The following is a 25,579-nucleotide window of genomic DNA, read 5'->3' as shown; positions in this document are numbered from 1 at the left end:
CCGCATGAGAGGGCGGGCACAGGTTCACGCAACCGCATCAAAATTCCGGATGCTTGTGACGCGGTGGGCGTGAGCTGGATGAACCCTTTCGACATGCTGCGAACGGAGCAGGCGGCGTTCAGGCTCTAGCGTTAGGGCTTGGCTAACGCCGACCGCTAACTCTGGAAGGGCCGGCCACCGACGAGCGCGGCAGGAAGGTCAGCCCTTGTGATGACCTGTCGCGGGCCGATGAAGCGGCGGGCCACCAAGAGCCCTGCGGCATGAGCCTCAGCGCCGGCATGGCTGGCCGACGCGTCGGCAATCAGCCACGGCGTGAGGTTGCGCTCGAAGGCATCGACAGCACCCTTCAAAACACAGCTCTCTGTCGCAATCCCACAGAAGTAGAAAGTGCTCCACCCCCGCCGCTCAAAAGCCGCTTCACTGTCGACGGTAAATGGGCTGTAAATTCGCTTGTCGAGCATCGTCCCGCGACCCAGGTACGGTTGCAGCTCAGGCACAATGTCAGTCTCAGGGGAAGACTGAAGCCGGCTCCACTCGAAAAAACGCTCGAATGGACTACCGGGATAGTTGAAGTACCGCGTGAAAAGAACGTCGCCGCCGGACTCCTGCCATCGGCGTACCAGGTCGACAACGATCGGCACAACATGCGCCGACTGCTTTCGTACGAACCCGTTCTGCATGTCGGTCACCACGAGCACCGGCTGACCTGCCGTCATCTCAACCTCTATCCGCGTCTCGGAGTGTTTCGATTGCCTGCTCCAACGCAGGCATGAGGTCGCTTGTTCGCAAGATGGCTCTCCGCATCGCCTGATGCTGGCCCGTCTCCCGTGGCCGTGAAGTTGTTAGGCGTGAACGAACTCCTCGAAGATAGCGCCATCCGTGCTCCGGCGGAACTTCAGGGTCTCGCCCATGTTCGATCTGGCGGGTTATAGCGTCGGTGAACGCCCACATCGATTGAACTGCCAGTTCACATGCTACAAGCTCGGTCTCTGTTATTGCCCGGTCCGGCGCTGTCGGATGGTAAACGACACCAGACCAAGAGGCGAAGCCGGAGGAGATTCCGCGCAGCCCGAATGACTCGATACCCGCGTGGTCGTATCCCTCCGCCAACAAGGATTGCTCTATCAACTCTGCATGGGCTAGATGCTCATCGTCCATCGGCCGATTCCTGTGCAGGAGCACCGACGGTGTAGACATTATCCGGAGCGCAACGTCTAGCAACTCGGGAGGCCAGGCAGATTCGGCTAACCAGTGTGTGCCCAGCACGTAAAGTGCGCTCTGATCAACGGCACGCACGTACCGAGAGAGATAATCGGCCGCCCACTTAATATTGTCTCCGTAGGATACCTTCCGCCATGCAGCAAGTGACGCGATGGTAGAGAGCTGCAAGTCTTCGACTAGATGAAAGACGACCGACCCACAAGGCCAGAGGTAAAGAGAGCAATCCCCCTCCGGGTGATCAACGGGCGCAACGGAGCAAGCGTGCCATTGCCCCTCGGCTGGGTCGAGCGAGAGGCCATCGCGCAACAATGCTGCGCCTTCCGCGCCTATGTACGCGGGCACGAATTTGTGGGATCGCACGGAGAAGTGCGGGCGGTTTGCCGCGCCGCTGTCAAGTTCACCAAACAAGTCATGAGGCTTTGCGCCGTACGCCAGGCAGTAGAGCTGCCGGTAGATCGGATCGGTAACCGCTACTCGCCCGGTTTCATGGCGGTACATTGCCTTTTCGATCGCTTCGACTGTAGGCGTCTCTCGCAACCCGCCAGTCAGCCCTAGTCGGTGCAGCTCACGCGCTGCCCGCTTCCGCGAGTCCCAGCCTGCCGCCTTCCGACGGTTCACGAGCACCAAGTTCGGCTTGAGCTGGCGAGGGACCTCAGTGGACATGGGCCGTGTCCCTCGTGTCCGCGTGTGGGGTCTGCCGCATCGGCAGCGCAACGGGCACTCTCGATTCAAGGCAGACAAGGTTCCGCTGCCGATCGGAGACGAGAGAGGGGGACACCTGATGATCCGGGCTAGTCGACGGAAGTGCCCCGGCGCGGCCTACTGGCCTGCCACTGCTGGATGGTCTTCGGCCGCCAGGCCGGGGACCGGCCGAACATCCGATCTGGTGCGGGAGCCTGACCGCGTGAGACGTAGGACGCCCACGTCGCGCGGCTGATCGGCACGCCGACAGACGCCAGGTAGGCCCGCACGTGTTCTGTGGTCCACCAGTCGGTGGGCAGCTCGCTCGAAGTCATCACTACAAGCCTACGCGGTAGTGGTGCTTGCGCGAATACAACGTCGCGCTGTAGCGTGCGAATACAACGCCAAGTTGTAGCGCTGGCGACTCCACAGCCGGCGGAGGTGGCTTCGGCTGCACCGCTCGTGAATCTGCTGGACCGCCGTGGCGCTCGGTGTTTGACAACTGCACAGAGGTCCGGGACGCAGGGAGATCCGTCTCCCCGATTGGGTCCCGATGCATGCGCGATCTAGGGGTGGCGAGCGGCGTTCGGCTGTTGACGTGTCCGGCCGCAAGACCTGTCCGCTTTAGGGGTTTGGCCCCTTGCTTGCCCAACCGAGGATCGCCCGGCGTGCCAGCACGGCACGCCCTGTTCATCGCTGCGGAGCGCGGCCGGTCTGGCCGCGCTCCGGCTGTTCGTCCGACCTGAATTCGAGCTGGGGAGAGGTGAGCCGTCATGTCCGTGAGCATCGCCGCCGCCGTGCGGATTACGACCAAGCACAGCGCCGTGTGGCGCGACTGCAACGGGTGCGGCTCCCTCGCCCCCCTCGCCCCTGATGAGGACCGCTGCCGCTCGTGCCGGCAGCCGTCGACCGCCCGCCGCCGTCCGGCGTCGGGTGCCCGTCGTTCCGGAAGGAACCGCACGTGAACCGCTACGACCTGACCGACGCCGACCCGGACGGGCCGAGCGTCGATGACCTGGCCGAGATCGAGCGGGAGATGCCGCTGATCGACGCCGAGGTGCTGTTGCTCGACGCGCAGATCACGATCCTGTGCGCCGAGCCCGCCCCGTCCGACCTGGACTGGCAGCGGGTACGCCGGGCGCGCAAGCGGGTGCTGCGAGAGGCCCGCGCGCTGCTGGCCACCCGCGCCACCGCCAGCCGTGGGACCCGGGTGGCCTGAGATGACCGCCCGGATGATGCGCCCCGCCCACCCGGTACCCGGGCCGATCGTGGCCCGCCGCGTGGTCGGCACCCCGGGCGAAGTCGCCGCGGTGGTGGCGACGCTGCGCGACTCCAACCGACTTGTCGGCATGTCCCTGCCCGCGCAGATGCCCCACGGCGACGGTCGGGTGTGGGTGACGGTCCGGTTCATCGACCGGCCCCGCGCCGCCCGCACCGCCGCCCCGGTCCGCACCGCTCGCCGCTGGCCGGTGGTGACCGCCGTTGCCGTTCCTGCCGCCGCCGCTGTGACGGTGGCCGGCTGGCTCGCGGTGCAGCTCGTGCAGGCGGTGATTGCGCTGTTGCCGCTGCTGGCCGGAGGGCTGTTCGTGCTCGCCGTGCTCGCGCTGCTGCTGCGCCGTTCCGGGGTGTGCTGCCCCGGCCTGCACTGCCCCGGCTGCAACCACTGACACCTGGAGGAGTTTCCGTTGTCTGTCCGTAAGAACCGCCGCGCGATCCTGGCCGAACTGATCCTGCTGTCCAATCCGGCCGGCATCGCCATCCGCTCGGACGGCACTTCCCTGGCCGTCGACTTCGACAGCATCGCCGAGCTGCACTCGTGGCTGCACCTGGCCGGGCTGAACGGCCCCGACGTGCTCATCGGGAAGGAGCACGAGGGCACCAGCAGCGACGGCCGCCCGTACCGGTCGGTGAACGCCTACCCGACGTGGCACGGGTGGGAGATCTACGCCCACGCCGTCGAGTACACCGACAGCGGCGCGCAGATCGACGCGTCGACCGCCGACCGGCTCGCCGCCCTGGCGGTGGCCTGATGACCGGCCGCACCTACACCCACCCGTCCGTGCTCGCGGGCATCGCCGCCGGGGCCGCGTGGGCGGATCCGGAGATGGACCCGACCCGCATCGACTGGACGGCCCGCCGGGCCGCCGCCGCGATCCCGTTCCCCCTGGTGGACGGTCGACCGGTCAACCCGTACGCCCCGACCGGCATCCGCCACGGGCGTAACGAGCTCGGGCACTGGGGTGAGGCCCGGTGCGCCGACGCCATCGTCGTGGCCACCACCCCGCGCAACTGGCGGTGGATCGTCATGGTCGAACGCGACGACGATCACGGGTGGGCGCTGCCCGGTGGGCACGTCGACCCCGGAGAGACCGCCCTCGCGGCGGCGGTGCGGGAACTGGCCGAGGAGACCGGCCTGATCGTCGACCCGCGCTTGCAGCCGCACGAGGTGCTGCCGGCCCGGTACGTGCCCGACCCGCGCGCCTCCGATGAGGCGTGGATGGTCACCACCCCAGTCGTGTTCGACGCCGGCATCCACGTGGGTGCGCTGCCGGACGTGACCGGCTCCGATGACGCCCGCCGCGCCGTGTGGGTGCCCGCCGTCGACTACGGCTGCGTCGTGCGGCACCTGGCCGACGCCTACGGCGGCGTCGTGTTCGCCGCCCACCGTGACCTGCTCGCCGACATCCTCACCGACTGACCGGGAAGGAGCACCGATGTTTCGTCGTACCCCGGAGGACCCGTCGATCGTGGCGGCCCGCGCGGCGGCCATGCGTGAGTCCGCCGCCGCTGAGATCGAGCGTGAGCGGCTGATGGCGCAACTCGCTCGGGAACAGCAGGAGGCCGCCGCCGAGCACGCCCGCCGCCAGGCGCTAGCGGATGAGCAGGAGCGCCGCCGCCGCGACGCCGCCCGCCGCGCCGAGCGCGCCGAGCGCCGGGAGCGGCAGCGTAAGGCCCGTGCGGAGTTCGCCGCGAAGCTGCGGCCGGTGCTGCCGCTGCTGCTGATCAACGGCGGTGCCGCGTACGCGCAAGCCGCCTACGCCTACGAAGAGATCGCCCCCGCCGCCTGGAACGCTCCGTCTCGGGTGGCGTTCGCGGTTGCGTTTAGCGCGGCGTTGGAGTCGATCGCGGTCTACGTGCAGTGGCACGCCCACGACGCGCTCATGCTCAAGGCCCACGCCACGGCCGCCAGTCTGCGGCGGGCGGCGTGGCTGATCGCCGCCGTGGTCGCGGCCATCAACTACGCGCACTTCGCCGACGGGATCGCGCCGACGGCGGCGGCGGTGGCGTTCGCGCTGCTGTCCCTGCTGTCGCCGTGGCTGTGGGGGCTGCACACCCGCCGCGCGCAACACGTCCAACTCCTCGCGGAGGACGCGAACCTGATCGATGACGCCGGGGTGGAGTTCTCCCCGAAACGCCGCCGCATGTTCCCGATCCGCTCCCTGATGGCGGCCCGGTGGTCGATCGAGCACAACGAGCGCGACCCGCGTAAGGCGTGGGAGGGCTACAACGCCGAGCGGGCCGCCCGCAAGGCCGCCCGACAGGCCGACAAGGCCACCCACGCGGATAAGGCCACCGCGCCGGCTGTCGGGCCGACGCCGGAAGAGGTGCCGGGCGACCCGTGGGAGCACGCCGAGCCGATCAGCCCCGCCCCGGCCCCGGTAATGCCGGTTCGTGAGCCGGTTCGCCCGGCGCGGGTCACGGCCCGGTCGCTGACCGCCGCTGAGCGGGTCATCGCCGCGCACACCGCCGAGCCAACCGCCAACCACGAGCGCATCGCCCGCCTCGCCGAGGTCAGCGTGAGCACCGTCAAGCGCCACCGCCCCCGCCCCGCCACCGGTTCACCATCCGCGCCGGACGCTGCGGCAACGCCGGTCAACGCCACCCCCGCCCCGATCGCCGCCTGAACAGGAGGACCGATGTTCGGCAGGAAGACCACCGTCCCGAACACGATCAGCGACCAGCAGATCACGGATCTGAGCCGGCGTGCGCAGAAGGTCAACCCGTCGATGTTCAGCGACAAGGCCATCCGGCAGCGCCTGGCCTCGCAGGCACAGCAGCGCAAGGCCGACCAGTCCTGACCCCGCCCGGCGGCACAGCTCATGGCCTAGGAAACCGCGCTGTGCCGCCGGTCCAACCCGCAACCCGCATCAGGTCTTGGGAGGACCACCAGTATGGGCATGCACATTTCCGATCGCCAGTACCGCGAGCAGCACGAGCGGATCGTGGCCCGCAGCCGGGAGGCCCGGTTGGCGCAGATGCGCGAGGCGCAGCGCCAGGCCGACGAGCGCAACGCCTGCGCGGCGCGGCGAACCGAGCAGGGCCGCAAGCGGTGAGCGCGAAGCGGTTCGCCGACTCCTACCAGAGGTGGCGCGACGCTGAGACCGCCGCCACCGCCACCGGCAGCAAGGCCGCCCGCGCGGAGGCCGAGCGGCAGCGCCGCGCGCTGCACGACAGCCCGGAGGCGCAACGCGCCCGCCGGCAACTTAACGGCCGCGCCGCCCCGCGCGACCGCCGCTGACCTTTCCTCACCAGCACCCGCTGGCCGCTTCCGCCGCCACCGGCTCACCGGGCCGGTGGCGTTCGGTGGCCGCCAGACCGCCTGGACGGCCGGGAAGGAGCACCACCTGATGGGCAGCAAGCACAACGTGGCGTCCGGCAATGACCGCGTGGCCGTGCAGGTCGGGCAGGTCCACGGTCGCCGCGCCACCGGCAAGGACACCCCGAAGACCGCCGACACCACGGCGGGCCGGACCGAGAACGTGCGGTCTGGCAACGCCAGGGTCGGCCGGCAGGTCGACGAGATCCGCGGTGGCCTCACCATCCGCCGCTGACCACCCCGCCCCGGCGGCACGGCCTCTGGCCTGGAAACCCGTGCCGTGCCGCCGGCTGGCCCCCGCCCCGCACATGTCGAGTTGGAGGAAGCACCATCATGACGCCCCCGCACGATGACGACCGTTTCGACTGGCAGGCCGCCGAACACGACCTGAGCAACCCCACCACCGGCGCGGATGCCGAGGTGGTGGACCTGGACGACGCGCGTTCGCGGCGGGCGCCGCGCCCGCGCCCGCCCGCCGGGGACGAGCGCACGCACTACGACGTGCCTCTGGATGAGGAGCCCACCCCCGGCGGCGGGCCGGTCGACGTGCCGCCCCTGTCGCCGTCCGGCCGCAAGCCGGTCGTTCCCCCGGCGCTGGCGGGGTGGGCGAACATCAAGGCGTCGGCCCGCTACGCCCTCGCGGTGACCGCCTACCGCGCCGGCTTCCATGGCCTGCGCTCACCCTGGTACGCCGCCCAAGCGTCGTTCTGGGCGACGGTCGGGTTGGTCCGGCTGGCCAACCGGCAGCGCCGCTGGTGGTGGGTCAGTGAGCAGAGCGCGTTGCGGCAGGCCGCCGCCGACGCGAACGACGCGGCGATGTGGCACAAGCTGCACCGCGAGGTGAAGGCCACTCGTGCGTGGCGCGGCACCGTCCTGGTGGCCGAGGCCGTCGCCGTTGTCGTCGGCGGGCCGATCCTGGTGGCCCTCGCCCCCTGGTGGGCGCTGGCGCTGGCCACGGTGGGCGTGGTAGCCGGGCTGGCGCACGTCGGCCGACCCGCTGACCGGCCGATCATCACCCCCGCCACGGTGGCGGGCCGGTTCCGGCGGATCAACTCCGATGTCGTGCTGCGCGCCTACTACGCCGCTGGTCTCGGGCACCCGGACCGGGCCAACCAGCAGATCACGTTCGGGTCGAACATGTCCCGCGACCGTTCCGACACCGGCTCTCAGGTGCTCATCGATCTGCCGTTCAACGGCAAGACCTGGGAAGACGTGCTCAAGGCCCGGCCGGCGATCGCCGCTGGTCTGGACGTGTCGGTCAACCAGGTGTTCCTGACTCGGGACAAGACCTCCCACCGTCGGCACACCCTGTTCGTCGCCGACCGGGACCCCCTGGCGGTGGCGGCGGGGCGTACGCCGCTGCTGGACGGCAAGCCGCGCGACATCTGGACGCCGGCCCCGTTCGGGCTCGACGAGCGGGGCCGCAAGGTCGAGCTGCTGATGATGTGGGTGTCGATCCTGATTGGTGCGCAGCCGCGCAAGGGCAAGACGTTCGCCGCCCGCGCGTTGGCGCTGTTCGCCGCGCTCGACCCGTATGCGCGGTTGCTGGTGGTCGACGGGAAGATGTCGGCCGACTGGGACAAGTTCCGGCTCATCGCGCACCGCTACGTGTGCGGGGTAGTCCCGAACAGCCGCGACAACGACCCGATCACGCACCTGCTGGACATGCTGCGCGAGGTCAAGGCCCACATCGAGGAGGTCAACGACTTCCTGGCCAAGCTGCCCACCTCGGAGTGCCCGGAAGGGAAGATCACGCGGGAGCTGTCGCGCAAGTACCCGGTGCTGCGGGTGTGGGTGCTGGTCATGGAGGAGTTCCAGAACTACTTCGAGACCGACGACCAGGACACCAACAAGGAGATCGCCGCCCTGCTCAGCTTCATCATGGCGGTCGGCCCGTCCGCCGGGGTGATCATCCTGTCGTCGTCGCAGAAGCCCTCCGGGGTCGGCGCGGGTGACGTGGCCAGGTTGTTCAACCGCTACCGGGACAACCACGCGGTGCGGTTCGCGCTCAAGTGCGGCAACCGGGTCGTGTCGGAGGCGATTCTCGGTGGTGACGCCTACGCCGAGGGCTTCGATGCCTCCGCCCTGCCCACCGGCAAGGAGTACCTGGGGGTGGGCATCCTCTACGGGGCCCACGACGATACCCCGATCGTGCGCACGTACCTGGCCGATCACGGGGACGCCGAGCGGATCCTCACCGCTGCCCGCCGCCACCGCGAGGCGGCCGGCACCCTGTCCGGCTACGCCCTCGGTGAGGAGATCGCCCGCGAGGTCCGCGACGTGCTGGCCGACGTGCGCTCGGTGTTCCGGGGCAAGGAACCCGGCCTGCACTGGAAGGTCATTGCGGCGCGGCTGGCCGAGTCGATGCCGGAGCACTACGCCGACGGCACCGAAGAGTCGATCTCGGCGCAGTGCCGTGCGGTTGGTGTACCGAGCGTGAGCGTCAACATGCGCGGGTCGGTCAACCGGGGTGCCCGGAAGGTCGACATTGTCCGTCTGATGGACGGCCGCGAGTCCGCCTGAGATGTAGCGGCGGCGCTGCTACAGGTAGCGCCGCCGCTACATCCACCCGCTACATGCCTGGCCAGCCCCTACATGCCGATGTAGCGGGTAGCGCCAGCAACCCCCACACCCCGGAAAACCGGCCCTGGAGGCACCCGCATGCCCTCGCTAGCCGCTACCGCTACCCACACCGCCGCCACCGTCGCCCTGTTCCTGCTCATCGCCGCCGCCGTCACCGTCTGTTACGTCGGCGTGTGCTGGTGGCGGCCGTTTCGCCGCTGCCGCCGCTGCGACGGCACCGGCCGCCGCCGCTCCCTCATGCTCCGCGCCCGCCGTGCCTGCCGGCGCTGCGACGGCACCGGCGAGCACCTGCGCCCCGGACGGATCGCCCTCAACTACCTGCGCGAGCTTCACGACAAGGGGACCCCGCGATGACCACCACCCCAACCGCGACGGCCGCCGGCACGGCGGTCCGCTTCACCAACAGCCAGCGCGCCGCGCTGATCGTCTGCGCCCCGACCCGGATCACGCCTGGCGCGCTGGCGCACCGGCCGTCGCGCACGGTCCTCGGCACCGACGCCGAGGGCAACCCGTCGAGCGGTGGGCGGCTGGTGTTCACCACCGACCGGAGTTGGATCACCACCCCGGCCTGCCGGCCCGACCCGGACCCGGCCGACCCGCACGCCGGGCGCGGCTGGTGCGAGGTCACCGCCGCATGGGCCGACCACTGCGGCGCGCTGGCCTGCCCCGCGTGCTTCCCGCCGGAGCGGGCCGCCTGATGGGTCTGCGGGTGTTCTCCTACGGCGGCGGGGTGCAGTCCACCGCCGCGCTGGTGCTGGCCGCTGCGGGGCGGATCGACTTTGGGGTGTTCCTGTTCGCCAACGTCGGCGATGACTCCGAAGACCCGGCCACCCTCGCCTATCTGGAGCGGTACGCCAAGCCGTACGCGGCGCTGCACGGCATCCAGCTCCACGAGCTGCACCGGCAGCGCCGCGACGGCAGCCGCGAGACCCTGTACGGGCGGCTGACCCGTGACGGGTCGCGGTCGCTGCCGATCCCGGTGCGCATGTCCAACGGCGCACCCGGTACCCGCTCGTGCACGGCCGACTTCAAAATCAAGGTCATCGGCCGGTGGCTCAAGACCCACGGCGCGACCGCTGACAACCCCGCGACCGTGGGCGTGGGCATCAGCCTGGATGAGATCGATCGGGTCAACAACCGACGCGCCGAGTCCTACGAACGCACCGTCTACCCGCTGTTGGACCACGCGCCGCCGCTGCGCCGCGACGACTGCGCCCGCATCATCGCCGCCGCCGGCCTGCCGGTGCCGCCCAAGTCGGCGTGTTGGTTCTGCCCGTTCCGGCGACCCGCCACGTGGGCGGAGACGCGCCGCGACCGGCCCGACCTGTTCGCCCGCGCCTGCGACCTGGAAAACCTGCTCAACGCCCGGCGAGCCGTGCTCGGCAAAGACCCGGTGTGGCTGACCCGCTTCAACCGGCCGCTCGCCGACGCGATCGGCACTGCGCAGGACATGCTGCCCGGCTTCGACGACGACGCGCTGTGCGACAACGGCGCGTGCTTCACCTGACCCCCGCCACCCACCGGAAGGGCACCCCGATGACCACCAATACCTTCACCCTGTTCGACATCGCCGCACACGTCACGGCCCGCCTCAACGCGATCAACGGCACCGGCCGCGAAGAGACCGGCCTGCGCATCCTCAAGGTCACTGAGGAGGCCGGCGAGGCCGCCGCCGCGTGGATCGGCACCCTCGGGCAGAACCCGCGCAAGGGCGTGACTCACACCACCGCTGACGTGGCCGGCGAGTTGGCCGACGTGGTGTTGACCGCGCTCGTGGCTATCGCCTCGCTCGGCCACGACCCGGAGCAGGTCCTCACGGCCTGTTTGGGCAAGGTCGCTGCTCGCCTTGATGACTCCTACCGGCTGCCCGCGCGCCGATGACCGCCCCGGCCTGCCGGCACTGGATCGGTGCGGCGGGCCGCTACTGCGGCGCGGCTGAGGGTGTGCGCCCGTTCCTGCAAGGGCCGCGCTGCCCGGCGCACACCCCGGCCGCGATCGCCGGACAGCCCGAACCCCGCTCCACGCCGATGGTCCGCCGGCAACCCGCCCGCTCGACGACAGGGAGGCACCTCATGCCCAATCCCGATCTGCTCGCCGCCGCCCTGGCCCACGCCGCGCGCGGCTGGCACGTGTTCCCGCTACGCCCTGACGACAAGCGGCCCGCGTTCCCCGACCACACCGCCGACGACTGCACCGGCCGCGACCCCCGCTGCCGTGCCGGGCACGTCGGGTGGGAGGCCCGCGCCACCACCGACCCCGACCGCATCCGCCGCGCATGGTCGACCCGCCCCTACGGAGTGGGCATCGCCTGCGGCCCGTCCGGACTGGTCGTGGTCGACCTGGACGTGCCCAAGAACGCCGCCGACGCCCCGCCGGCCGAGTGGGCGGGCGCGCGAGACGGCGCGGACGTGCTCGCCGCCCTGGCCGACCGGCACGGCGGCCCCGTCGAGCCGACCTACACCGTCACCACCGGACGCGGCGGCAGCCACCTCTACTACCGGCACCCCGAGCACGGGCCGCAGCTGCGCAACACCACCGGAGACCGGGGCGGACTCGGGTGGAAGGTGGACACCCGCGCGCACGGCGGCTACGTCGTGGCCGCCGGCTCCACCGTCGCCGGCCGCCCCTACACGGTCGCGCTGGACTGCGAGCCCGCGCCGCTGCCCGCGTGGCTCGCGTCGCTGCTAGCGCCGGCCCCGCGACCGGTCTACCGGCCGACCGCGGTTGCCCTGCCAGCCGACCGGCGCGGCCGGTACGTCGCCGCCGCGATCCGCCGGCAGGTCGCCCACCTGGCCGCCGCGACCGAGGGCAAGCGCAATCACGCGCTGTTCACCTCTGCGGTGGCGCTCGGGCAGCTCGCCGCCGGGGGCGCACTGACCGAAGTCGACGTGTACGCAGTGCTGGAACCGGCGGCGCTGTCCCTCGGACTGCCGGCGGGCGAGGTGACCCGCACGATCGCGTCCGGGCTGCGTACCGGCGCACGCCAGCCCCGCCACCTGACCAGCATCAGGGAGGCAGCATGACCGAGCGGTTGCAGATCGGCACCGGCCCCGAATCGATCCGAGTGCTCAAGGCCGCACTGGTCGGCGGGGTGCTGCCGGACACGTACGTGTCGGCCGGCGCGCTGGTGCACATGGAAGCCGTCTCCGGTGGGCTGGCCGCCGCCGCCGATGAAGATTCGCCGCTGCCGGTGTCGGCCAGCGTGGTCACCCCCGCCGGGCTGGCCGGGCTACTCGCCGAGCACGCCTACGTCTACCGGCTGCGCTCACGCAAGAGCGACAACGGCGACCCGGAGACGTTCGAAGAGGAGGTGACCCCACCGAGGGAGATCCTGTCGTCGGTGCTGGCGGGGAAGACGTGGCCGGGTGTGCCGCCGCTGCGCGGGATCATCGGTGCCCCGGTGCTGCGCCGTGACGGCACCCTGTTGCAACAGCCCGGCTACGACCCGGCCACCGGCCTCTACCTCGCCTCCAAGGTGGCGCTACCGCCCGTCCCGGACGAACCCACCCGCGAGCAGGTCAACGAGGCACGGCGGTTCCTGCTCGGCCGGTTCCTGCGGGACTTCCCGTGGGCCAGCGCGGCGGACCGGGCCAACTATGTGGCGCTGCTGGCCACGCCGATCCTGCGGCACTTCACCCGGTCGCTGACGCCGTTCGCGCTGATCGACGCCACCATGCCCTCATCCGGCAAGACGATTCTCACGGCCGGGCCGGGCATGCTCTACGGCCAGCGGGTCATGCCGTGGGCCTACTCCGATGAAGAGTTGCGCAAGTCCATTACCGCTGTGTTGGCCGAGCAGGTGGGCGTGGTGATTTGGGACAACCTCGCGGAAGGCACCGTCATTGACTCGGCGGTGCTCGCGCAGCTCGTCACGACCGGCGTGTGGTCGGACCGGCAGTTGGGCGCGTCCCGGAACATCGCCACCGTCAATGACCGGCTGTGGATGGCCACCGGCAACAACCTCCAGGTGGGCGGAGACATGGCCAGCCGAACAGTGCGGGTGCATCTCGACCCGAATATGCCGCGCCCGGAGCTGCGCGACCAATCCGGGTTTGGCATCCCGCACCTTGACCAGTGGATCACCGTTCCGGCGAACCAACTGAAGGTTCTCTGGCATCTTCTGGTGCTGGTGCTCGATTGGACCCGGCAGGGAGCGCCGAAGGTGTCCGGGTTGTCGATGCGGCAGTTCACGCCGTGGGCGCAAGCCCTCGGCGGGTTCCTGGCGCATCACGGCATCGACGGGTTCCTGACCAACGCCGCCGACGTGCGCGAGATCGATGAAGACGAAACGCGCTGGCGCGCGTTCCTCACCTGCTGGCACGACCGCCACGGCGGCCGGGCGATGACCGCCGCCGAGCTGCGCCGCGACGCTGAGCCCATGCACCTCGGCAGCGACCTACACGACCCGTGGGACGGGCAGTTCATCACCACTCAGGCCGGGCGGCTACCGAACCCGCTGCAACTCGGCCGGATGCTCACCGGGCAGGCCGGACGCTGGCGCGGTCAGTACGTCATCCGTGCCGGCCGCAGCGAGCGAGGCGACCGGGGCGTGTTCTGGGTCGAGCAGCACGAGGGGTGAGGACAACCGGCTGAACCATCTCCGCATCTCCGCAACGCCGCACAAACCCCGGCCAAGCTGCGGAAACACCCTGCGGAGATCCGACCGATAGACCAATCCCGATCTCCGCATCTCCGCACGATCTTGCGGAGATCACCGGCCGTTGCGGAGATGGCCACCACGACCGGCCGTCAATCTCCGCAACTGTTTGCGCAGCTCACAGCCCTGTTTGCGGAGATGCGGAGATGCGGAGATGGTTCAGCCCCTCCCGCAACACGCGCCGACCGCCCGCTACCGGACCCGCGTAGGGCGGCCCGCTGAGAGCCCCTGAGAAGACTCGGCGCATCCCCTTACACCAACCCGCCCGAGATCTTGGCTCTACGGCGCTCTCAGCGGGCCGCCCTACGCCCCTCTGCCGAGCAGCACACCGAACCACCACCTGACCCTGCCCGACGACCGAAAGGCCGCCAGCATGCGAATCAGGCTGCACGGCACCCAGGCCGAGACCGCCGCCACCCTCGCCGCGCTCGCCCGCGTGCTCGATATCCACCACGTCAGCCGTCCCTGCCCGGACCGGCCGCCGTCCACCTGGCACCGCATCTACCTCAACGCCGTACCCCGCGACCGTGAGGAGACTCGCCCGTGAAGCCGCACGACCTGAAGCTTCGTCGCGACAAGCCGGCTAACCCTGGGCCGCTTTACCGGCCAGCGGAAGTCGCCAAAATTCTCCGCTGTTCCGAGTGGTGGGTAAAGGAGCAAGCGCGAAACGACCGCATCCCGTTCGCCTGGATCGGAGGCAGCTACCGATTCACTGACGAACACGTCGCGGAAATAATTCGGCTGTTCGAGCGGCGGCCCGCCACTGCTGTGCCGCCACAACGCGAGACCCCCGCGCCGCGTCGCAGTCGATCCGAGACCGCCGCGCCGGCAGTTCAACTCAAGGCGCGTCGGCCCCGGCGGACGCGCAATGCGGGCGAGGGTTCGTCCCTCGCGGCCTAATCCAAGCTCGGTGCCGCCCGGCCTCTCGCCGGGCGGCACCGCTGTATTCGAAGGGGGAAAGATTTGGGGTATGCCGAGAAGCGCGGAGGCTACTGGCGCGGCCGGTACAAGATAGATCGCGGAAAGTACGGAACCGTCAGCGACGACAACGGCGAAACCATCCGCTTCCGAACCAAACGCGAGGCCGAACGTGCGGCCAATGAAGAGGAAACCAAGGTGCGCAACGGCCGGCGGCGCAACCCCACCGAGAGCCGGATCACGTTCGGCCAGTACGTCGGCCGGTGGTACGCGGCTCAAGACCTGGCCGCGTCTACCTTGCAGAACTACAAGCGACACATTGAGGAGCACCTGCTACCCGCATTCGAGCACGCCGCAATTGCCGACATCACAGCTAGCGACGTGGCGGCGTGGGAGAAAGAAGAAAGGGCGCTCGGCTACGCCGAGTCGAGTATCAAGACATGGCGCGCGACCCTCCACCTCATCCTTGCCGATGCCGTAGAAGAGGGACTACGCGACTCCAACCCGGCTACCCGCCGCCGTGGCCGAGGTAAGCGCGCCGGCCGTTCTCGCAATCGCGGCCCGGAGAAGGCTGTTACCAACCCGCTCGGCATTCTGCTGCTCGCTGAAAGGGCCGCGCTCCTATCCGGTCGTGACGATGAATTCGTGGCCGTTGTCCTCAAGGGCTACACCGGAATGCGGTGGGGTGAGCTTGTAGGGCTAGAGACGCAATACGTACGGCCGACCGGACTAAGAGTGGAATGGCAGCTATACGAACTCGACTCCGGAGAGCTTCACCGTTGTCCACCCAAGGACGATTCTCATCGCACCGTCGATTTGCCTGAGTGGCTGTTCGGCTTGGTGTCGGACCACATCGCGCGCACGAAACCGAAGCCGTGTACCTGTCACGGCCGCAAATACGTCTTCGGGGGCTACCGGGCCGCTAATGGGGCAGCGCAACGGCCAGGACCAAAGCTTGCCGACGTTGCCCGCCGCGCGGGCGTTTCGGTCGGCACCGCCTCCGCCGTGTTGAACCATCCGGAGATGGTGCGCGAGACAACGCGCGCCAAGGTTCAGCGCGCAGTCGGAGACCTGGGCTATGTCCGGGGCAATGGTGTGTCGGGGGAGCTGGCCGCTCACTGGCGACGCAACAGTTTCGCCACTTGGCTGTTCCACCCGGCGGCTACGGGTTGGTACCCGAAGAAGGCACCGCAAGAGCCGCGCCCGGTGCCCGTGCTCGCCGACCCGTGGCCGGGCGTGCCAGTACGCGGGCGGAACGCCACCGGCCGCGCTGAATCCTGCTGGCTGCCTATCGCGCCCGGCCTGACGCCGCACGGCCTCAGGCACACACACAAGACGCTCATGGTCGAGCTGGGCACCCCGCCAAAGCTCATGGACGAGCGGATGGGACACGAGGACGGGTCGGTGCAGGCTCGCTATTCGCACGTCACGCCGGACATGCGGCAACGGCTCGTGACGGGGCTAACCGGCGTGTGGGAAGCGGCGCTGACTGCGCGCCGGGAGATGGCTCCCGGCTCGCCCGTGGCAGTGCTTGACCGCCTGTTGAGAGGCGGCGCGTAGAGGCGATTGGGGAGAGGAATCTCAAGATCTTCTCCCAGATTTCTCCCAGGGGCACCCTCGGGAGACAACTCAGGGCCGGTCTCCCGTGAGGGAAACCGGCCCTGAGCTGGCCTTACTGTGGTCGGGGTGGCCGGATTTGAACCGACGACCTCTTCGTCCCGAACGAAGCGCGCTACCAAACTGCGCCACACCCCGAGGCGTGCCGACAAATAGTAGCCCACCCGGTCCGACGGTCAAACTCGGTACCCCCTCGGCCCGGGCGCCCCCACCAAGATCCGCGGCCACGCCAGCGGCCATGCCGGCGGCCATGCCGGCGGCCATGCCGGCGGCCACGCCGGGGGCCACGCCGGGGGCGCGACCTCAGCGCGGGATCAGCGTCAGGATGCTCGCCTCGGGTGGGCAGGCGAACCGGACCGGGGCGGTCGGGTGGGTGCCGAGGCCGGCCGAGACGTGCAGCCACGAGTCGGAGCCGGGCCAGCGGTGCAGGCCCTTCGCCATCGACCGGGGCAGCCCGCAGTTGGTGACCAGCGCCCCGACGCCCGGCACGCAGACCTGGCCGCCGTGGGTGTGCCCGGCGAGCAGCAGCCCGAACCCGTCGGCCGCCATCTGGTCGAGCAGGGCCGGCTCCGGCGAGTGGCTGAGCGCGATGGACAGGTCGGCCGACGGCGTGACCGGGCCGGCGACCGAGGCGTAGTCGTCGCGCTCGATGTGCGGGTCGTCCACGCCGACCAGCTCGACGAGCCGCCCGCCGGCCTTGAGCGTGGTCCGGGCGTTGTTCAGGTCGACCCAGCCGGCGCCGGTGAACACGTCGCGCAGCTCGTCGTACGGCAGCTCGACGCCCTCGACGTACTCCCGCTCAGGCAGGAAGTAGGTGAAGGGGTTCTTGAAGACCGGCCCCGTGTAGTCGTTGGAGCCGAACACGAAGGCGCCGGGGTAGTCGAGCAGCGGCTGGAGGGCGCGCAGCACCCCGGGCACCGCGCCGGGGTGAGCCATGTTGTCGCCGGTCACCACGACCAGGTCGGGGTCCAGGCCGGCCAGCGACGCCACCCAGCGCTGCTTGCGCCGCTGGTCGGGCATCATGTGCAGGTCGGACAGGTGCAGGACGCGCAGCGGCTCCGCGTCGGCCGGCAGCACCGGCACGTCGTACCGCCGCAGGGTGAACATGTTGCGCTCGACGAGCGACGCGTACGCCAGGGTGGCCGCGCCGACCGCGGCGGTCCCGGCGGCGAGCCGGAATAGTGTGCGCTTTCGCATGGCGATCAGGGTAGTTTGACCGTCCATGAGCACGTTGAAGGACCGCCTCACCGCGGACATGCGTACCGCGCTGAAGGCGCGCGACGAGCTGACCACCTCCACCCTCCGGATGGCGCTCGCGGCGGTCGGCACCGCCGAGGTCGCCGGCAAGGCCAAGCGTGAGCTCACCGACGACGAGGTGCTCGCGGTGCTGACCAAGGAGGCGAAGAAGCGCCGCGAGGCCGCGGCGGCGTTCGCCGACGCCGGGCGCACCGAGCAGGCCGCGAAGGAGAGCGCCGAGGGGGAGGTGCTGGAGCGCTACCTGCCGCAGCAGCTCTCCGACGAGGAGTTGGCCGACGTGGTCGCGGGGGCGCTCGCCGCCGGCGGCTTCACCGGCAAGGCGCAGATGGGCCCGGCCATGAAGGCCGCCCAGGCCGCGGTGGCCGGCCGGGCCGAGGGGGGCCGGGTCGCCGGTGAGGTACGCCGGCAGCTCGCCGTCTGACGCTTCTTTCCCGAGTACGCGAAACGGGCGGGCACCCCGCGAGGGGTGCCCGCCCGTTCGTCGTCGTGGAGCGGGTCAGCCGCCGGGACGGCCCGGCGGCCGGCCGGGGTTGGTGGGCGGGGTGCCGGTCGAGCCCGGCTTCGGCGTGTTGCCCGCGCCGGAGCTGACCTGGATCATGACCACACCGCCCTTGATGGTGCGACCGTCCGGGCTGGTGCCGGCGGCGGTGTTCGCCGGGCAGGTCGACGGGACCTTGTTGCTGGAGACGACGGCGTCGAAGCCGGCGCCCTCGACGCGGGACTTCGCCTGGTCCACGCTGACGCACTTGACGTCCGGGATTCTCCGCTGGTCTCCCTCGCGGATCTTGTTGCCGGGCGGGGTGAAGTTGATCCGCTCCTTGCCCTTCATCGCGTCGCGCAGCGTCTCGTACACCGGCGGGTTGATGCCCGTGGGCTCGTTGTGGCCCATCTTCTGCGTGGTCTGCGGCCAGTCCGGGTCGGCCATGATGCCGGCCACCGAGTACTGCTTGGTCATCGCGACCAGCGACGAGCTCTTCTCCGAGTCGGTGGTGCCGGACTTGCCGGCCACCGGCGCGTCGACGATGCCCCGCACGTTGCGGGCGGTGCCTCCGCCGCCACACTTCGACGTGCTGGAACTGTCACCGACCGGGCAGCGGGCAGCGTCCACCGCGGCGCGGGCCACCTCGGTGCTGATCCGCTGCTCGCACCGCGGGTTGGCGATGTCGAGCTTCTTGCCGTCCGGGTCGCGGATCTCCTGCACCGGGATCGGCTCGCAGTACTTGCCGTCCGCCGCGAGGGTGGCGTACGCGTTGGCCAGTTCCAGCGGCATGGTCTGCGAGACGCCGAGGGTGAAGGCACCCCACTGTTCGGCGCCCTTCTCCAGGTCCAGGTCCTCCTGGGCGCGGAAGTTGATGCCCAGCTTCTTGGCGGCCTTGACCACGTTGTCGGCGCCGACCTGCTGCTGAAGGGGCACGAAGTAGGTGTTCACCGAGCGGCCGAACGCGGTCCACATGTTGTGGACGCCGACCATGCTGTCGCTCGCGTTGGTCGGGCAGTAGAAGTGCGTGCCCTTGCAGGCCGCGGGGCTGCTGCTGTCGATGATGTACTCGGACCGGAACTGCTTCTCCGCGTTGATCGTGTAGCTGAGCGGGATGCCCTTCTCCAGCGCCGCGACGATCGTGAACATCTTGAACGTCGAGCCGGCCTGGTACCCGGTGATGCCGTCACCGCCGCTGAGCAGCGGGTTGACGGTGTTCGGGTAGTTGCCGCGCTTGTTGGGGTTCTTCCGGCGCTGCTTCGGGTCGCTGTGCGGCTTGTTCTGCGGGTTGTCCGGGTCGTCGAGCTTGAAGTTGCGGTTGACCGAGAGCGCGCGGACCCGGCCGGTGCCCGGCTCGACGACCGCGACCATCCGGGCGGCCTTGCTGTTGACGCCGAGGTTCTTGCGGACCGCCCGGTCAGCGGCGTTCTGGGCCTGGGGCTCCAGCGTGGTGATGACCGTGAAGCCGCCGCTCTTGAGCCGCCGCTCGCGGTCGTACGAGGTCGAACCGAACGTCTCCTGCTGCATCCACCAGCGGTAGAAGTAGTCGCAGAAGAAGCCCCAGTCCTTCTTGTAGGTGTCGACGCAGCCGTTGGGGGCCCGCTTGCCGACGACCTTCAGCTTGACCGCCTTGGCCGTGTCGGCCTGCTCCTTGGTGATCTTGCCGATCTCGTACATGTTGTTGATGACGTAGTCACGCCGGGCCACCGCCTGCGGGTAACCGCTGCGGGTGGTGGGGTTGAACGCGCTCGGGGCCTTGACCAGGCCGGCGAGCATCGCCGATTCCTCGATCGTGAGCTTGCTCGGGTGCTTGGCGAAGTAGACCTGGCTGGCGGCGAAGATGCCGTACGCGCCGTTGCCGAACGCGGCGATGTTGAGGTAGCGCTCCAGGATCTCGTCCTTGGAGAGCTCCTTGTCGATCTGGATGGCGTAGCGCATCTCGCGGAGCTTGCGGGCGCTGGTGTCCTCGGTGGCCGCGACCACGTCGGCCGGGTGGGTCGCCGAGTACGCGATGGCGAGCCGGACGTACTGCATCGTCAGCGTCGAGGCGCCCTGCCGGTCGGTCGTGCCGGAGCTGTTGTTGACGAAGGCGCGGGCGACACCGTTCAGGTCGACGCCGTTGTGCTTGTAGAAGTCGTGGTCCTCGGCGGCGATGATCGCGTCGCGCATGACCGGTGCGATGTCCTTGAGCTTCACGTCGCGGCGGTTCTCGTCGAACATCGTCGCCAGCGGCGTCCTGCCGTCGTTGGCGAGCAGGTAGCTGATCTGCGGTGCGCGGGCCACCGTCAGTTCCTTGGGCAGTGCGCCGAAGGTCTCGGCGCCGGCCTTCGCCGCCAGGCCGGACATCGCCACTGCGGGGAAGGCCGCTGCGGCCACCACCACGCCGGCCAACAGGCCACAGATGAGTAGCGATGCGGCGTTGGTCAGCACATTGTGGTCACGTTTCCGCATCCAGGTCACCTCGACAGGGTACGCGAACAGGCAACGAGGGGCGCGGGGCGTCTTTTCCCCATTTCCTGCGCGCGCCGGCCTCGTTGTGCTAAACGCACGACCCCCGGTTCGAGGTTGCGTGGACCTGGCGCCGAGTCTCCCCCTTTCGGGGAGGCCGCGCAGCGTTTTCGCGTACCCGAGCGGGGTAACCGGCGGTCGAGGGCCCGGGAAGCCCGGGAGTGTCCGGAATGATGGATTTGGCCGATAACATTGCGTAATCGGGCAACTACAGAGCATGATGAGGGCGGCGACAGCGCCACATGTCGTCCGTGCCGCCTTGGGGAAGGCCGGCCGGACGACCGGGGGGAATTGCCGGCTGGTCCGCGAACGGGGTCGGTAGTACTGCAAGGGGGGACGTGTACAGATGGGCATGATCACTGACTGGCCGTCACTGGCGGCGTGTCAGAACGGAGACCCGGACGCGTTGTTCGTACAGGGCGCCGAACAGAACGTGGCGAAGCGGATCTGCCGGAGCTGCCCAGTCCGGTACGAGTGCCTGGCGGACGCGCTGGACAACCGGATCGAGTTCGGTGTGTGGGGTGGCATGACCGAACGGGAACGCCGGGCGCTGCTGCGCCGCCATCCGCAGGTCACGAGCTGGCGCAAGATGTTCGAGGCCGCGATGAAGAAGAACGCGAAGGAGAAGGCCGGCAAGGACAGGGTCCTCGCCGGCACGGCCGGTTGAGCCGGCACCAGGTGCGCCGGCGCAGTCAGCTGAGGCCCGGCCGGTCGACCGGCCCGGTCACACGCGGCTGATCGCCGCACCGATCGTCCGCAGCCCGTCGACGTCGTGCACGTCGGCGGGCTGCGCCGTCACCGACACCGCCGGGACGGTCGGGAACGCCTCGGTGAACCGCGTGGCCACCCGCTGCTCGCGTACCGCCTGCTGGGCCAGCGCGGCGTGGGCCCGCAGCACGTCGACGGTGCCCTCGTGGCCGCCCTGCTCGGCCAGCCGCTCGGCGGCGGCCAGGCTCTCGTCGGGCCCGAGATCCGGCACGGCCGGACGGTGGACCCGGTTGAGGACCAGGCCGGCCAACGGCATCTTCTCGTCCCGGAGCCGGCCCGCGAAGTAGGCGGCCTCCCGGACCGCGTCCGGCTCCGGGGCCGCGACCAGCAGGAACGCCGTCTCGCGGGCCTGGAGGATGCGGTACGTCTGCTCCGCACGCTGCCGGAAGCCGCCGAACATCGAGTCGAGCGCCGCGACGAAGCCGGAGAGGTCGGTCAGCAGCTGGGCCCCGAGGATCTTCTGCACGACCTTCGAGAACACCCCGAAGCCGGCGGTCACGAAGGTGAACATGCTCCGGCCGCCCGTGCGGGCCGGGGCGAGCAGCAGCCGCAGCATCCGCCCGTCGAGGAAGCGGGAGAGCCGGGCCGGCGCGTCGAGGAAGTCCAGCGCCGAGCGGGACGGCGGCGTGTCCACCACGATCAGGTCCCACTCGCCCCGCGCGTGCAGCTGCCCGAGCTTCTCCATCGCCATGTACTCCTGCGTGCCGGCGAAGGTCGAGCTCATGGCCGCGTAGAACGGGTTCGCGAAGATTTCCGCCGCCTTCGCCGGATCCGTGTGCTGGAGCACCACGTCGTCGAAGGTGCGCTTCATGTCCAGCATCATGGCGTGCAGCTCGCCGCCGCTCGCCTCCACGTCGATGCCCTTGACCTGCCGCGGGGTGTTGTCCAGCTCGGTCAGCCCGAGCGACTGCGCCAGCCGGCGCGCCGGGTCGATGGTGAGCACCACCGTGCGCCGGCCGTGCTCCTCCGCGGCCCGCAGCGCGAGCGCGGCGGCGGTGGTCGTCTTGCCCACCCCGCCCGCCCCGCAGCAGACCACGATCCGTACGCCCGGATCAGCGAGGATCCGGTCGACGTCCAGGGGCGGCGCCACGTTGTCGGAAGGCACCAATCGAGCGTATCGGGCCGGCTCCCGCCGCGCGCCCGCGCCGAGGTGAGGTGTGAGTCAATCCGCGCGGACCAGGGCCTCGGCCAGGCGGTCCAGCCCGGCCCGGTCCACCCCGTCGGGCAGCAGCGGCAGCTCGACCATGGGCAGGCCCAGCTCCACCAGGTCGGTGCGCAGCGAGTCCTCCAGCTCACGCCGGATCACCTGGTCGCGTGCCTCCGCGGCCAGCCCGGAGACGGTCCGCTCGTCGGCGGGCAACCCGGCGGCGTGCAGCCCGCCGGCCAGCTCGTCCGGGGTGACCGGCCGCCCGACCGGCAGCGGCGGCCGGGTGCCGTTGACGATGACCCGGCCGACCGGGAAGCCGAGCGAGGTCAGCTCGTCGATCGCGTCGACCGTCTCCTGGACCGGCATCTCCTCCAGCAGCGTCACCACGTGCACGGCGGTCATCGGCGAGCGCAGCAGCGCGGCGACGCCCTCGCTCTGCGTCTTGATCGGGCCGACCCGGGCCAGTCGCGCCGTCTCGGCGGTGACGTTCAGGAAGCGGCCGATCCGCCCGGTGGGTGGCGCGTCCAGCACCACCGCGTCGTACACCCGCCGCTGGCCGGCGGTGCGGGTGGTGGCCTCCTTGACCTTCCCGGTGAGGAGCACGTCGCGCAGGCCGGGGGCGATGGTGGTGGCGAAGTCGATGGCACCCAGCTTGCGCAGCGCCCGGCCGGCCCCGCCAAGCTTGTAGAACATGTCCAGGTACTCGAGGAGGGCCTCCTCCGCGTCCACCGCGAGGGCGCGTACCTCGCCGCCGCCGGGCGCGTCGGTCAGGTGCCGCTCGGCGTACGGGAACGGCTCGGTGTCGAAGAGCTGGGCGATGCCCTGGCGCCCCTCGACCTCGACCAGCAGCGTGCGGCGACCGCCGGTGGCCAGCGCCAGGGCCAGCGCCGCGGCCACGCTCGTCTTGCCGGTGCCGCCCTTGCCGGTCACCACGTGGAGCCGGGCCGGCCACTCCGTCGCCGCCGGCTCGTCCGGACGCTTCGCTGCTCCCACCCGTCGAGCCTAACCAGGTCAGGCGACCTCGCAGACCCACCAACCTGTCTTCTTGACCACGGTGAAGCGCAGGGGCAGGTCGGCGAGCTTCTCGTCGGCGGTGGTCATGGTGACCTTGGTGGTGACGGTGGCCCGGTCACCGGTCTGGTTGTCGACCCGGGGGGCGCTCCACCGGAAGCGCGGATTCTGGTAGGTGGCCGCGTACCGCTCCACCTCGGCGACCTTGGCCGCGATCTTCTCGTCGTCCCGTGACGCGGAGCAGACCAGGGCCGCCGCCTTGCCGGCGTCGCGGTCCTTGTAGACGGCGTTGAGGAACTCCTCGACGGCCGCCTCCGGCTCCTTCGCGCCGGTACCGGTCTCCGCGGTGCGGAGCGTCAGGAACGCGGCGACGCCGCCGCCGGCGCACAGGACCAGGATCACCGCCAGCGCGATCGACGCGACCAGCACGCCCCGCTTCCGGCGTGGTGCCTCCGGACCCTGGTACGCGGGGTAGCCGGCGGGCGGCGGCGGGATCGCCGACGGGTCCTGACGCGGCACGGAGGGCGTGGCCGCGGCGGAGCCGGCCGGGGCGGCCGGATCGCCGCTGGGTGGTTCGGTCATCGTTCCCCCGGGGTGGACTGACGTCGGCTCGGCGAGGCGACGGAACGTCGGGCGTGGCGGACCCGTCCGTTCCGTCCGGAAGGGTAGCGGTCGAGCCGGCCGTCCGGCGCGTACCGGTCCCGCGTCCGGGTCGTGGGTGGACGGCAGGTCTCCGCCGGGGCCTGCGGTCAGGCCTTCTACCTGCGGTGTGTCGCATATGTGACTTGTGGTGAACCGTCCCCGCGCGTCCTGTTGGCGGGACGCCGGGCCGGTCCTACGTTTTCCCCCGGGTGCGGAATGCGGGCCGGGGCCGGAGGGTCGGATCGACAGGCGCACTCGACCAGGTACGACGGCCGGAGGCAGGGCATGCGCGACGTGGAGAACACCCCCCGAACCCAGTTCCCGGCGGCGACCCGGCGGCCCGGGCCGGGCGGCGACGGGGGCGGGTTGCCGATCAACGAGCGGTCGTACCGCCGGATCAGCGAGCCCGTCGACGTGCCGCGCGCCTTCGGCCAGTCCGGGGACCGGCCCCGGGACGAGGAGGGCCCGGGCTACGTGGTGCACCTGCCGATCCGGGTCGCCGACCTGGCCGCCGCCACCGCCCTGGCGAGCACGATCGCCACCTCCCTGAGCTTCCTCGGCGAGGTCGACGCCGGGGAGACCACGGTCTCCACCGCCGACGACCAGAACAACCGGCACCGCGTGTTCTGCGACCTCCTGCTGCCCGACCGGTCCCGCTGCCCCCAGCCGTACGAGCACAGCGGTCCGTGCGGCGACGTGCCGGTGGCTCCGGAGCAGCGTCCGGCACCCCGGCCCGCGAGCGGACCGTAGGCTGTGGCTGAAAAGGAGACTGTCGGCGTTTCCCGGCAGTCCCCAAGAGCCGCACTCCACGAGAGGGAGCCTCCCAGCGATGCAGAAGTGGGAATACGCCACGGTCCCGCTGCTGGTCCACGCGACCAAGCAGATCCTCGACAACTGGGGCGAGGACGGCTGGGAACTGGTGTCCGTGGTTCCCGGCCCGAACCCGGAGCAGCTCGTCGCCTACCTGAAGCGGCCGAAGGCATGACCGGGCCGCACGCGAAGCTCGCCGAGCTGGGTCACGAACTGCCCGAGGTCGTACCCCCGGTGGCCAGCTACGTGCCGGCGGTGCAGTCGGGGCAGCACGTCTACGTCTCCGGCCAGCTGCCGATGGCCGAGGGCAAGCTGCTGGCCACCGGCAAGGTCGGCGCCGGTGTCTCCGCCGACCAGGCCAAGGACCTGGCCCGCCGATGCGCGCTGAACGCGCTCGCCGCGATCGACTCGCTGGTCGGCCTGGAGAACGTCGTCAAGGTCGTCAAGCTGGTCGGCTTCGTCGCCAGCGCGCCCGGCTTCACCGGCCAGCCCGCCGTCATCAACGGCGCCTCCGACCTCCTCGGCGCCGTCTTCGGCGAGGCCGGCCGCCACGCCCGCAGCGCAGTGGGCGTAGCGGAACTCCCGCTCGACGCCCCGGTCGAGATCGAGGTCATCGTCGAGGTGGCGTAGCCCGACCACCACCGCGATCTTGCACTTCCTGCCCCGGCAAAGGCCCTGAAGGGG

32 protein-coding genes and 1 tRNA gene are annotated in these 25,579 nt (G+C 70.4%); 24 read left to right on the top strand and 9 right to left on the bottom strand.

What is annotated here, in order from left to right:
* Positions 1–129, top strand: a 129-nt coding sequence (locus tag HCJ94_RS31535; RefSeq protein WP_168002512.1) for a DUF4411 family protein, incomplete at its 5' end; no start/stop codon positions are given.
* A 26-nt stretch (positions 130–155) separates the two neighbouring features.
* On the opposite strand, the gene HCJ94_RS19750 is transcribed toward HCJ94_RS31535, so the two are convergent.
* Positions 156–716, bottom strand: a complete 561-nt coding sequence (locus tag HCJ94_RS19750) for a cysteine hydrolase family protein (RefSeq protein WP_168002511.1) — start codon at positions 714–716, stop codon at positions 156–158.
* A 1,296-nt stretch (positions 717–2,012) separates the two neighbouring features.
* A complete protein-coding gene (locus HCJ94_RS19745) occupies positions 2,013–2,237 on the bottom strand; it encodes a helix-turn-helix transcriptional regulator (protein ID WP_168002510.1) in 225 nt (74 codons plus the stop codon).
* A 626-nt stretch (positions 2,238–2,863) separates the two neighbouring features.
* Between HCJ94_RS19745 and HCJ94_RS19740 the strand changes: the two genes are divergently transcribed.
* The 19 genes from HCJ94_RS19740 (at position 2,864) to HCJ94_RS19650 (ending at position 16,217) form a co-directional block, all read left to right on the top strand.
* A complete protein-coding gene (locus HCJ94_RS19740; protein WP_309227346.1) occupies positions 2,864–3,121 on the top strand; it encodes a DUF6284 family protein in 258 nt (85 codons plus the stop codon).
* Position 3,122: 1 nt separating this feature from the next.
* Positions 3,123–3,569 (top strand): hypothetical protein, encoded by a 447-nt coding sequence (locus HCJ94_RS19735; RefSeq protein ID WP_168002509.1) that lies wholly within the window; start codon positions 3,123–3,125, stop codon positions 3,567–3,569.
* 48 nt (positions 3,570–3,617) lie between these two features.
* Positions 3,618–3,932 (top strand): hypothetical protein, encoded by a 315-nt coding sequence (locus HCJ94_RS19730; protein WP_168002518.1) that lies wholly within the window; start codon positions 3,618–3,620, stop codon positions 3,930–3,932.
* Positions 3,932–4,600 (top strand): NUDIX domain-containing protein, encoded by a 669-nt coding sequence (locus HCJ94_RS19725; RefSeq protein WP_168002508.1) that lies wholly within the window; start codon positions 3,932–3,934, stop codon positions 4,598–4,600. Before HCJ94_RS19730 ends, HCJ94_RS19725 begins: the two co-directional genes overlap by 1 nt.
* A 16-nt stretch (positions 4,601–4,616) precedes the next feature.
* Positions 4,617–5,807 (top strand): hypothetical protein, encoded by a 1,191-nt coding sequence (locus tag HCJ94_RS19720; RefSeq protein ID WP_168002507.1) that lies wholly within the window; start codon positions 4,617–4,619, stop codon positions 5,805–5,807.
* Positions 5,808–5,819: 12 nt separating this feature from the next.
* Entirely contained in the window at positions 5,820–5,981 is a 162-nt protein-coding gene (locus HCJ94_RS19715; RefSeq protein ID WP_168002506.1) for a hypothetical protein, read from the top strand.
* Positions 5,982–6,074: 93 nt separating this feature from the next.
* Positions 6,075–6,236, top strand: a complete 162-nt coding sequence (locus HCJ94_RS19710; protein ID WP_168002505.1) for a hypothetical protein — start codon at positions 6,075–6,077, stop codon at positions 6,234–6,236.
* Complete coding sequence (locus tag HCJ94_RS19705) at positions 6,233–6,421, top strand: hypothetical protein (protein ID WP_168002504.1); 189 nt, start codon at positions 6,233–6,235, stop codon at positions 6,419–6,421. Before HCJ94_RS19710 ends, HCJ94_RS19705 begins: the two co-directional genes overlap by 4 nt.
* A 109-nt stretch (positions 6,422–6,530) precedes the next feature.
* Positions 6,531–6,734 carry a hypothetical protein gene (locus HCJ94_RS19700; RefSeq protein ID WP_168002503.1) on the top strand — a complete coding sequence of 68 codons (204 nt, stop codon included), beginning with the start codon at positions 6,531–6,533 and terminating at the stop codon, positions 6,732–6,734.
* A gap of 98 nt (positions 6,735–6,832) precedes the next feature.
* On the top strand, positions 6,833–9,022 hold the full coding sequence (locus HCJ94_RS19695; protein ID WP_168002502.1) for a cell division protein FtsK: 2,190 nt from the start codon (positions 6,833–6,835) through the stop codon (positions 9,020–9,022).
* A gap of 138 nt (positions 9,023–9,160) precedes the next feature.
* A complete protein-coding gene (locus HCJ94_RS19690) occupies positions 9,161–9,436 on the top strand; it encodes a hypothetical protein (protein WP_205801556.1) in 276 nt (91 codons plus the stop codon).
* Complete coding sequence (locus HCJ94_RS19685; protein ID WP_168002501.1) at positions 9,433–9,780, top strand: hypothetical protein; 348 nt, start codon at positions 9,433–9,435, stop codon at positions 9,778–9,780. The genes HCJ94_RS19690 and HCJ94_RS19685 overlap by 4 nt, the downstream gene beginning before the upstream one ends.
* Complete coding sequence (locus HCJ94_RS19680) at positions 9,780–10,589, top strand: adenine nucleotide alpha hydrolase family protein (protein ID WP_240944341.1); 810 nt, start codon at positions 9,780–9,782, stop codon at positions 10,587–10,589. Before HCJ94_RS19685 ends, HCJ94_RS19680 begins: the two co-directional genes overlap by 1 nt.
* Before the next feature lie 29 nt (positions 10,590–10,618).
* The gene (locus tag HCJ94_RS19675) at positions 10,619–10,963 is read left to right on the top strand and encodes a nucleoside triphosphate pyrophosphohydrolase family protein (RefSeq protein WP_168002500.1); all 345 of its coding nucleotides are present in this window, start codon (positions 10,619–10,621) and stop codon (positions 10,961–10,963) included.
* Positions 10,964–11,154: 191 nt separating this feature from the next.
* Positions 11,155–12,105, top strand: coding sequence for a bifunctional DNA primase/polymerase (locus HCJ94_RS19670; protein ID WP_168002499.1), 951 nt, complete (start codon positions 11,155–11,157; stop codon positions 12,103–12,105).
* On the top strand, positions 12,102–13,661 hold the full coding sequence (locus HCJ94_RS19665) for a hypothetical protein (RefSeq protein ID WP_168002498.1): 1,560 nt from the start codon (positions 12,102–12,104) through the stop codon (positions 13,659–13,661). Before HCJ94_RS19670 ends, HCJ94_RS19665 begins: the two co-directional genes overlap by 4 nt.
* A 451-nt stretch (positions 13,662–14,112) precedes the next feature.
* Positions 14,113–14,286 carry a hypothetical protein gene (locus tag HCJ94_RS19660; RefSeq protein WP_168002497.1) on the top strand — a complete coding sequence of 58 codons (174 nt, stop codon included), beginning with the start codon at positions 14,113–14,115 and terminating at the stop codon, positions 14,284–14,286.
* Entirely contained in the window at positions 14,283–14,639 is a 357-nt protein-coding gene (locus HCJ94_RS19655; RefSeq protein WP_168002496.1) for a helix-turn-helix domain-containing protein, read from the top strand. The genes HCJ94_RS19660 and HCJ94_RS19655 overlap by 4 nt, the downstream gene beginning before the upstream one ends.
* A 63-nt stretch (positions 14,640–14,702) precedes the next feature.
* Complete coding sequence (locus HCJ94_RS19650) at positions 14,703–16,217, top strand: tyrosine-type recombinase/integrase (RefSeq protein WP_168002495.1); 1,515 nt, start codon at positions 14,703–14,705, stop codon at positions 16,215–16,217.
* Positions 16,218–16,335: 118 nt separating this feature from the next.
* Here HCJ94_RS19650 and HCJ94_RS19645 read toward each other — a convergent pair.
* A tRNA-Pro gene (locus HCJ94_RS19645) sits at positions 16,336–16,412 on the bottom strand.
* Between the two features lie 165 nt (positions 16,413–16,577).
* Complete coding sequence (locus tag HCJ94_RS19640; protein ID WP_168002494.1) at positions 16,578–17,471, bottom strand: metallophosphoesterase; 894 nt, start codon at positions 17,469–17,471, stop codon at positions 16,578–16,580.
* Between the two features lie 25 nt (positions 17,472–17,496).
* Here HCJ94_RS19640 and HCJ94_RS19635 point away from each other — a divergent pair, with 25 nt between their 5' ends.
* The gene (locus HCJ94_RS19635; protein ID WP_168002493.1) at positions 17,497–17,952 is read left to right on the top strand and encodes a GatB/YqeY domain-containing protein; all 456 of its coding nucleotides are present in this window, start codon (positions 17,497–17,499) and stop codon (positions 17,950–17,952) included.
* 75 nt (positions 17,953–18,027) lie between these two features.
* On the opposite strand, the gene HCJ94_RS19630 is transcribed toward HCJ94_RS19635, so the two are convergent.
* Entirely contained in the window at positions 18,028–20,460 is a 2,433-nt protein-coding gene (locus HCJ94_RS19630; RefSeq protein ID WP_168002492.1) for a penicillin-binding protein, read from the bottom strand.
* 403 nt (positions 20,461–20,863) lie between these two features.
* On the opposite strand from HCJ94_RS19630, the gene HCJ94_RS19625 reads away from it, so the two are divergent.
* Positions 20,864–21,184 carry a WhiB family transcriptional regulator gene (locus HCJ94_RS19625; protein ID WP_168002491.1) on the top strand — a complete coding sequence of 107 codons (321 nt, stop codon included), beginning with the start codon at positions 20,864–20,866 and terminating at the stop codon, positions 21,182–21,184.
* A gap of 57 nt (positions 21,185–21,241) precedes the next feature.
* Here the strand turns inward: HCJ94_RS19625 and bagB are convergent, their stop codons facing one another.
* The 4 genes from bagB to HCJ94_RS31530 all read right to left on the bottom strand — a co-directional run bounded on the left by bagB (position 21,242) and on the right by HCJ94_RS31530 (position 24,912).
* Positions 21,242–22,393 (bottom strand): ArsA family ATPase, encoded by a 1,152-nt coding sequence (gene bagB / locus HCJ94_RS19620; protein WP_168002490.1) that lies wholly within the window; start codon positions 22,391–22,393, stop codon positions 21,242–21,244.
* A gap of 54 nt (positions 22,394–22,447) precedes the next feature.
* Positions 22,448–23,425 carry an ATPase BagA gene (gene bagA / locus HCJ94_RS19615; RefSeq protein WP_168002489.1) on the bottom strand — a complete coding sequence of 326 codons (978 nt, stop codon included), beginning with the start codon at positions 23,423–23,425 and terminating at the stop codon, positions 22,448–22,450.
* Positions 23,426–23,443: 18 nt separating this feature from the next.
* Positions 23,444–24,025: an Rv0361 family membrane protein gene (locus tag HCJ94_RS19610; protein ID WP_168002488.1), complete on the bottom strand. Its 582-nt coding sequence runs from the start codon at positions 24,023–24,025 to the stop codon at positions 23,444–23,446.
* Between the two features lie 530 nt (positions 24,026–24,555).
* Entirely contained in the window at positions 24,556–24,912 is a 357-nt protein-coding gene (locus tag HCJ94_RS31530) for a DUF5320 family protein (protein ID WP_373684360.1), read from the bottom strand.
* Positions 24,913–24,914: 2 nt separating this feature from the next.
* On the opposite strand from HCJ94_RS31530, the gene sp36 reads away from it, so the two are divergent.
* Both sp36 and HCJ94_RS19595 read left to right on the top strand, forming a co-directional pair.
* A complete protein-coding gene (gene sp36 / locus HCJ94_RS19600) occupies positions 24,915–25,070 on the top strand; it encodes a Sp36 family protein (RefSeq protein ID WP_013736319.1) in 156 nt (51 codons plus the stop codon).
* The gene (locus tag HCJ94_RS19595) at positions 25,067–25,525 is read left to right on the top strand and encodes a RidA family protein (protein WP_168002486.1); all 459 of its coding nucleotides are present in this window, start codon (positions 25,067–25,069) and stop codon (positions 25,523–25,525) included. Before sp36 ends, HCJ94_RS19595 begins: the two co-directional genes overlap by 4 nt.
* Positions 25,526–25,579: the final 54 nt, after the last annotated feature.

This window comes from Micromonospora thermarum (assembly GCF_012034245.1).
Taxonomy (GTDB): domain Bacteria; phylum Actinomycetota; class Actinomycetes; order Mycobacteriales; family Micromonosporaceae; genus Micromonospora; species Micromonospora thermarum.
Note: the sequence above shows the minus strand (reverse complement) of the source record. Positions and strands in the feature narration are given on the sequence as shown.